Genomic DNA, 8,086 nt, shown 5'->3' on the forward strand with positions numbered 1-8,086 from the left:
GCAATTCCGTGTGCTTTAATTTGTTCCGAGAATCCTATCACGATGTATTCATGAGCAGAAACTGACATGCCGCAAAACACGACAACCATCCCAGATGCCTTGATGGGACTAGAGGCGGAACAGGTCTGGGACACAGAGCGCGCCTTCGTGCATCTCAAAGCGTTTGGCGAAGCCGATACCAAACGCACGGCAGAACGACGCCTTGGCACTTACGGCCTGCTGCCTGCGGAGTTGGTGGAAAATGCGCTGCAAGACGAACATGGTCTTGCACCAAATGGAGTTGTGTTGGCTTGGGCCATTGAGCAAGCTCGCAAACGGCGTGACAGAGTGTTTCTCGTACAAATCAGTCCATTGCCAAGCGGCAAGCCCTGCCTGCACGCGAACGATGCAAGGGGTGCGCGTTTCTGGGTGCCATTAGCGAATGTCGAGCGGAAGGCAGTCAGCACAGCCCTTATCGAATTGCAGCAACACATTGATAAACCCATCGCCGTATTCCCGCACGGCACGTTGGTAGCCTTGATGCGCGACATGGCAGAGATGCCAAACATTCGTCTCTGTCCTCAGGCCTACCAGCCAGTTCTGCCTGTAGATGTGCAATTCAGCGAATTTGGTGAGTTAGCAAACCAGCTAGCCCCCGAATTACCGCCGCACCTCAAGCGCCTGGAAGCAGAGAGCATTCACATCATCCGTGAGGCGGTAGCCGAGGCGCAGAATCCGGCGATGCTCTATTCCATCGGCAAAGACAGTGGCGTGATGCTCCACCTTGCCCGCAAGGCCTTCTTCCCCTCGCCGCCACCCTTTCCGTTACTGCACGTAGACACGCGCTGGAAGTTTCAGGAGATGTATCTGTTCCGTGATTTCATGGCACGTGAGAGCGGCATGGACTTGCTGGTACACACCAACCCGGAAGCCATCGAAAAGAATATCAACCCTTTCGATCATGGCTCTTCGCTGCATACCGACATCACCAAAACCGAAGGGCTCAAGCAGGCGCTGGACAAGTACAAATTTGACCTCGTGTTTGGTGGCGCGCGCCGCGATGAAGAAAAATCCCGCGCCAAGGAGCGCATCTTCTCGTTTCGCAGCGCAACCCAGCGCTGGGATCCGAAAAGCCAGCGCCCGGAACTCTGGAACCTCTACAACACCCGCAAGAGCCAGGATGCCAGCATTCGAGTATTCCCCCTGTCGAACTGGACTGAACTCGATATCTGGCACTACATCTACCTGGAAAACATCCCCATGGTGCCCCTGTACTTTGCCAAGTTGCGGCCTGTAGTCGTGCGTCCCGAGATGATCATGCTGGTCGACGATGAGCGCTGCAAACTGCTGCCCGGCGAAGAAATTCAGATGCGCCAAGTGCGTTTTCGCACACTAGGCTGTTACCCGCTGACAGGAGCCGTGGAGTCAGAGGCGCAGACGCCGGAAGACATCCTGCTGGAAATCATCAACACACGACAATCCGAACGGCAGGGCCGTCGAATCGATACGGATAGCGCAGGCTCCATGGAGAAGAAAAAACAAGAGGGCTACTTCTGATGGCACGCCTCAAAAAAAGCGCCTCGTCCGCACAGCACGCCCACAAGCCGGCCACACTGACCGAATGGCTGGAGCAGCAAGCCCATCAGGACCTGCTGCGCTTTATCACCTGCGGTAGCGTTGATGATGGTAAAAGCACGCTTATTGGCCGCTTACTCTGGGAAGCCCAGCAGGTCTTTGACGATCAGCTGAGTACGCTGCAGGCCGACTCCAAACGCCACGGCACCCAAGGCAGCGACATTGACTTTGCCTTGCTGGTCGATGGCCTCGCAGCAGAGCGGGAACAAGGCATTACCATCGACGTGGCCTACCGGTTTTTCTCCACGCCGCATCGTAAATTCATCGTGGCCGACACCCCAGGGCACGAGCAGTACACGCGCAATATGATCACGGGAGCGTCCACCGCCGACGTCGCGGTACTGCTGATCGATGCGCGCCAGGGTGTGATGACGCAAACCCGCCGGCACGCCTATCTGGCGTCACTGGTGGGCATAAAGCACATCATCCTGGCCATCAACAAGATGGATCTGGTGGCGTATGACCCTCAGGTGTTCGCCGATACCCTGGCTGCGTTCAACACTGCGGCCGAGCCATTGGGATTCGACAGCATCACCGCCATCCCATTGTCGGCTCTCAAGGGCGACAACATCACCTCCCGCTCGGCGCATACGCCCTGGTACCAGGGCCCAACCCTCATGGCCTGCCTGGAAACCATCGACCCTCGCCCCCCCAAGGCATTCAAAACGGTCTTCCCCGTTCAATGGGTCAACCGTCCGGATGCCAGCTTCCGAGGCTTCAGCGGCACATTGGCCTCCGGCAAGCTAGCCGTTGGCAACGAAGTGCGCGTAACGGCTTCCGGGCAAACGGCCAAGATCGCACGCATCGTCACCGCCAACGGTGATCTGGACTGTGCCAACCCGGGTGACGCAATCACTCTGGTATTGAACCGCGAAGTCGACTCCTCGAGAGGCGACATACTGGCGCGCGCTGAGCAACCGCTGGAAATGACCGACCAGTTCGAAGCCACCCTGGTCTGGATGCACGACGAGCCTGGCCTGATAGGCCGCTCCTACGAGATCAAACTGGCGAACCAATGGGCCAGCGCCAGCCTTACCGCACTGAAGCACCGCATAGACGTCAACACCCAAGCTCATGAATCGTGCCGCCAGCTGCAGCTTAACGACATCGCAGTGGCCAACCTTGCACTGAGCAAGCCACTGGTTTTCGATACCTACGCTCAATCAAACACCCTGGGCGGATTCCTGCTGGTCGACAAATACACCCACAGTACCGTCGCCGCCGGCATGATCCGCCACAACCTGCGCCGCGCACAGAACGTACATCGCCAGGCACTCAGCATTACCCGTGAGGACCGCGAGAGCCTCAATGGCCATAAAGGCAAGGTCATCTGGTTCACCGGCCTTTCCGGCTCGGGAAAATCGACCATCGCCAACGCCCTGGAGAAAGAACTCCACGCTCAGGGCAAACGCACCTATATCCTCGATGGCGACAACGTACGCCAAGGCCTGAACAAGGACCTGGGCTTTACCGATGCAGACCGGGTGGAAAATATTCGGCGCGTGGCTGAAGTAGCCAAACTGATGATGGATGCCGGGCTGATCGTGATGACCGCCTTTATCAGCCCCTTCCGGGCAGAACGCCAGATGGCCCGAGAGCTGATCGGAGAAGATAACTTTATCGAAGTGTTCGTCGACACGCCGCTGGCCGTGTGCGAGCAGCGTGACCCGAAAGGGCTTTATAAGAAAGCGCGTGCTGGGCAGCTGCCAAATATGACAGGTGTGAGCAGCCCTTATGAAGCGCCGCTCCAACCCGCTATCTCTATCGACACAACCCTGATGAACATAGAGGAAGTACTGGAGTTGGTGCAGGAGGCCATGAACACAAGTAGCGTTTAAAGCGGCATGTAAAAAGCCTGGGCAAACGGGCGATAGCTGCACGGAAAAGCGAACCCGTACTTTCGCAGCTGCATCGTTAGGCCCAGGGGCTCGCAGTATTCAGTCTATCGGTAGGCATAGCAACGGCTACTTCTCAAGAAAGAAGGTGTCACGCCAACCTTGGTCGTAATCGGCCATGGACGACACCTGCTCAGGCTTAGTCGCGAAGTGGTTCGGCCAGTCATAAGTTCTACATGTGTAACCAAAATGATTGGCCATGAACTCCACCGCCGCACGCGAAGGGCGTCCAACCAGCGTCCGCCCATTACGGGTCAGGGCGTCCTGCCAAGCCATTTGCTGATCATCAACCGGCTCGCTCAGCATCTGAATGGCGTAGGGGTTATTGAACACTAGGCGGCTGTGACCGCTGGGCAATACAACTGCCTCTTCTGCCCTCGGTGTAACCTCCGTATCTATGATTACAAATTGGGCGCCAGTGCGTTCAATTAGATCAAGTAGCTCGGCATGCCGGGTAGTGTGGTAATAAAAGCCAAGACACAGCACTACGTCAAAGACTTGTCCGTGCAGAAGATTGAACACATCGCCACGTTGAAAATCGAAGCGGGAAGCATTCACCTGATAGCGGGCGAAAGTGTCACAAGCGTTGTCGATTAATTCCTGACGGGGCTCGATGCCGGTGACGTGTGCCGCTCCCGCCTGCAGGGCGGCGAAACTCCAACGGCCATCGTGGCTTGCGATATCCAAGACTCGTTTACCTGCAATCAGGTTAGCGTTACTGGCAATAATCGCCTCATGACGACCATTAAGGCGGTGCGGAAACGGACTGGTTTGGCTGGTTGTATAGAAACGATCGTATTGGTCAAAAAAATTCATTGAATACCCTTAGCTTAAATAAGCACTCAGCAGTGTTCAGGGCTATATTTTTAGAGTATTAATTCCAAGTCGCCCAACCATGAAACTATCGAAAATATTTTCTCCACAACATATAAAACCAGTCATAAAGCTGGAGCGGAATGCTGGAGTAATAATATTTCAGAAAGGATTTTCTCTGCTTCGATTTGAGATCGAAGCCATAAGAAACCTCAAAATTACTCCCTTTATAATAATGAAGAATTTTTTTCTTCAGACATTCACCAACAATCTTTTCCTTGATATCAAATTTTTTTATATATTCATCCTTGAAGCGACCCCACTCACATGAGTGAAGGCTTAAATTTGTACACGTAGCCGTCAGAATAAGTTCAATCTCCAGCAACAAATCTTCAACTTTAAAATCTTTATTATCCGGAGCATCTATTAACTTTTGGATAATTTTTTTTCTTACCTCCAAGCAATCGCTATTGCCTTTTAAAAACTCAGGGAAAGATTTATCCAGAAATGAAACCAAACTTGAAAAACAAGGCAATAGACTTTTATTCACAACTTCAGGTGAATCCTCACAAATATAATCGCCATACACCCCGTCAAAAAAATAGCTTAATGTTCGGCCACCAATAAGCTTCTTATCATAAACTTTAACTATAATAGCGCTCTCACCAAATTTATCTACCCAACCCTTTATCATCCACTGATAGTTAAACCCCCCCTTCGCCATCTCAAAAAAATCATCAACATTATATTTATAATCATATCCTTGAGCTTGCCACCATAGAAAAGTTGACTCTACAAGACTGACCTGCTCTCTTACGTATAGAATAATTTTTACAGAAAACCCTTGAAATGATTTACTTATGAAATCAATAAATTCACTTTTGCAATAACAGTATAACTCCGAGCTGATTAAAATATTTGACTGTGAAGATGCTGAAATCTCGGCGAGCAACTCTCCATACAAGTCTTTAGTAACATTAGACGGGAGACTTTCTTGGTAATTGGCCAATCTATGGTGGCCAAGATTGTCATAGTTCAACCCTGTTAGCGGTATAAACAAATCATGCTTTAAAAAAGTCTCTCTTTCTGAATATAGTACTTTTTGAATAGCACTTGTACCGGTTTTACCTATGCCTATATGAATGTAAACAGTTTTCATAAGCTAAACTTCACCAACAATAAAGTTGCAACACTATCTAGCAGAGCTAAAAATAGGATATGCCACTATCCAACATCCACGACGGAGACGCCATCAAAAGAGCCTACTCCATACCCATTATGTCTTACTAGTTGAGAAAATATCCGCTCAACACCATGAGCAACCGTGCCATCGGCTAAGCCATCTTCAAGATCAAAGTATTTGTGGCCTATTTTCTCTATTCCTTTTATTGCTTCTGGCTTAAACCAAAACATAGTGCCTGCCGGGAAGCTTGAATATTCAAACTCAAACCCTAGCTCTATTGCCAGCTTTCTAACAATCTCCCCCGTATAGGTCAAATTGTGATTAGTGTGCTTTATAATAAATTTTTCGCTAGCAACAAGCCCAGCACCAGAACTCTCCAAATGATTTAAAATGGAAGAAACTTTATTTTCGCTGCCAAGAAGCGCCTCATACAGTTCATGCCTAATAGCTTCGCCGTCGTTGCGATAAACACTCTTCTTAGAGTGTATTTTGCACGCATACTTGTACCCGAAACCGCGTATTCTTTTAATTGTTCGTATGAAAGGCAAAACATCACGCCCTCTATTGTCCACCAGAGAGATATCTGCATTCGGATACTTGCTTCTTATCTTATCAACCACTCCGCACTCGGTGCTTGTGAGTGTTACATACAAATCAAAGCCAGCAAATTCTAAATTCTCAAGATAAGTACTAATCTCATCCCAAAGCTCTGCATAATGAATATGCAAAACAACGGCAATATCGTTATTTTTTTTGAAATTTTTAATGTCATTAGCGGGCGCATTTCTAAGATCATATTGCTTCAATACATCATGCATTACTTGCAAATAACCATAGCCATACTTTCTATCTGGTTCTAAATGAGTCCCTTCAGCCCACTCATTCCATGCGTTAATAAACACCAGCTTTTCATCATCGGCATATTTTTCGCTATTGAAAGTTTCAGAAGCAATGTGCGATACCCACTGCTTAAACCTGAGCAATGAAAAATTGTTGAAGGTGTGGCTTGCATTCTGCTTTCTTGCCGTATTGTCCCATGACAGCATTGCTGTTTTAAACAGCTTGTAGTTTTCCTCTTCACCTTTCACAGCATTTCTCACAACCTGATTGTAGTCATAGACTCTTCCTTGAAAATCAGTGTTGGATATAGCCGTCTGACTTGTAACCTCAGAGCTTTTAGCTGTATGCGGTGGAAACTCCATAGCTGCATCAAAACCATATTTCAGGGGAGACTTTATACCGAAAGTTTGAGCGCAAACTAGATATACTCCATCAAATCCTGCTTCTTTTACTTTTTGCCTCCATAGCCCAACAGTCTCTTTCATATTTGGAATTATGTCTGCCCTGTAAATAATAAGTACTGGCTTATTATCTATTCGAATATATCTCTCGTCATTGAAAAACTTATATAGGCTTTCAATAAATTTTATAGAGTCTTCATCGCAATGCCGTTGAGCCATCAGAACATCATGCTCAGCACCATCCCAACGTCTAGTCCAATTTTCGTTGGCCCATGTGATGCAAAAATTAATGTCTATTTCTTTGTGTTTTAAAAGGATCTCAAATGGTTTGTGCATTAGAATCTTGCCATCAAACCAGTAATAATAAAAATTGAACCCATGAACCCCATAGTTTCTAGCAAGGCGCGCTTGCTCTATCATCACCTCGGGAACTCTTAAATCATAGAACCCGTTATGGATAGGTAAATGTGGTTGATAATGACCGATGAAATTCGGTTTTGCTTTCGTGACGTTTGTCCACTCAGTAAAACCTTTTCCCCACCACTCATCATTTTCTGGGAATGGATGGAATTGCGGCAAATAAAATGCAATTGCTTTGATCTTAGATACAATAGGCGAGTATTCTTGGAAGTCTACAAACTTATCTTCTGTTTTATCAAATTTAATTTTCGGTATTAATGAAGTAAAATCAGAAGCCGGCTCCACCTGTTCATCCAGCCTATCCTTTAATAACTTAATGGTCTTATCAAAGGCGCCTTGGGCAGTATTGTTCTTTATCGCGCTAATAACTCTATCCGAAAAGGGCCTTCTACCTTCTTTTTTCCCATGAAGAATAAAGTGGAGTAGTGGATTTATTTTTGAACCCTTAACGTCTCTATTACTAAAGCAATAATAATTGGTATCAAAGTCTTTACTTGGGTTGCGCCCCTCACTGGCACCAAACATCACATAGTGTGTGACTGGATCAATATCAGCAGCCCTGACATCCGGATATGTCATAAGATAGAAGTCGCTATCAAAAAAGCCGCTATTTCTGATAATCCTTATCCATCTTCTATGTTTAAGCTGCTGAATCATTTATTTAATTTCCTTCTGAGGGTTCGCAAGAATCGAGTAATGCGCCAGCTTCTGCTTTTGTATATACCTAGCAGCTCTTGTCGTATACTATTTAGTTCTCGCTCTTTTACTTGTAAAGATTGCTCGATCTGAATAATTTGACCATCTTTATCTTGCAAAACCTGCCGGGCAAAATTCAGTTCGATATTTTTATCCTGCAAGCCTTGCAATGCTTGGTTTAGCTCACTCTCTTTCTTATGCAGGCTTAACTGAATATCGGCAAG

Annotated in this window: 6 protein-coding genes; 2 read left to right on the forward strand and 4 right to left on the reverse strand. The window is 47.8% G+C overall.

The genetic code is table 11. From position 1 onward, the window contains the following. Nucleotides 1–66: 66 nt before the first annotated feature. Together cysD and cysN are read left to right on the forward strand one after the other, a co-directional pair. Nucleotides 67–1,536 carry a sulfate adenylyltransferase subunit CysD gene (gene cysD, locus BLS60_RS16710; protein ID WP_244153427.1) on the forward strand — a complete coding sequence of 490 codons (1,470 nt, stop codon included), beginning with the start codon at nucleotides 67–69 and terminating at the stop codon, nucleotides 1,534–1,536. Beyond that, nucleotides 1,536–3,452, forward strand: coding sequence for a sulfate adenylyltransferase subunit CysN (gene cysN / locus BLS60_RS16715; protein ID WP_092370231.1), 1,917 nt, complete (start codon nucleotides 1,536–1,538; stop codon nucleotides 3,450–3,452). The genes cysD and cysN overlap by 1 nt, the downstream gene beginning before the upstream one ends. 126 nt (nucleotides 3,453–3,578) lie before the next feature. Here cysN and BLS60_RS16720 read toward each other — a convergent pair whose 3' ends face one another. The 4 genes from BLS60_RS16720 to BLS60_RS21485 form a co-directional block, all read right to left on the reverse strand. Continuing rightward, complete coding sequence (locus BLS60_RS16720) at nucleotides 3,579–4,325, reverse strand: class I SAM-dependent methyltransferase (RefSeq protein WP_092370234.1); 747 nt, start codon at nucleotides 4,323–4,325, stop codon at nucleotides 3,579–3,581. 85 nt (nucleotides 4,326–4,410) lie between these two features. After that, nucleotides 4,411–5,481 (reverse strand): hypothetical protein, encoded by a 1,071-nt coding sequence (locus tag BLS60_RS21380; RefSeq protein ID WP_143024616.1) that lies wholly within the window; start codon nucleotides 5,479–5,481, stop codon nucleotides 4,411–4,413. Between the two features lie 65 nt (nucleotides 5,482–5,546). Further along, nucleotides 5,547–7,823 (reverse strand): glycoside hydrolase family 99-like domain-containing protein, encoded by a 2,277-nt coding sequence (locus BLS60_RS16730; protein ID WP_092370240.1) that lies wholly within the window; start codon nucleotides 7,821–7,823, stop codon nucleotides 5,547–5,549. Beyond that, on the reverse strand, nucleotides 7,820–8,086 hold a 267-nt coding region (locus tag BLS60_RS21485; protein ID WP_167357679.1), incomplete at its 5' end, for a hypothetical protein. The genes BLS60_RS21485 and BLS60_RS16730, both read right to left, overlap by 4 nt.

The sequence above is a fragment of the Phytopseudomonas seleniipraecipitans genome (assembly GCF_900102335.1).
In the GTDB taxonomy this organism is placed as follows: domain Bacteria; phylum Pseudomonadota; class Gammaproteobacteria; order Pseudomonadales; family Pseudomonadaceae; genus Aquipseudomonas; species Aquipseudomonas seleniipraecipitans.

Excerpts from the sequence above, each read along its gene's own strand:
- cysD (WP_244153427.1), top strand. The coding sequence starts at position 67 with ATGCCGCAAAACACGACAACCATCCCAGATGCCTTGATGGGACTAGAG.
- cysN (WP_092370231.1), top strand. The coding sequence starts at position 1,536 with ATGGCACGCCTCAAAAAAAGCGCCTCGTCCGCACAGCACGCCCACAAG.
- BLS60_RS16720 (WP_092370234.1), bottom strand. The coding sequence starts at position 4,325 with ATGAATTTTTTTGACCAATACGATCGTTTCTATACAACCAGCCAAACC.
- BLS60_RS21380 (WP_143024616.1), bottom strand. The coding sequence starts at position 5,481 with ATGAAAACTGTTTACATTCATATAGGCATAGGTAAAACCGGTACAAGT.
- BLS60_RS16730 (WP_092370240.1), bottom strand. The coding sequence starts at position 7,823 with ATGATTCAGCAGCTTAAACATAGAAGATGGATAAGGATTATCAGAAAT.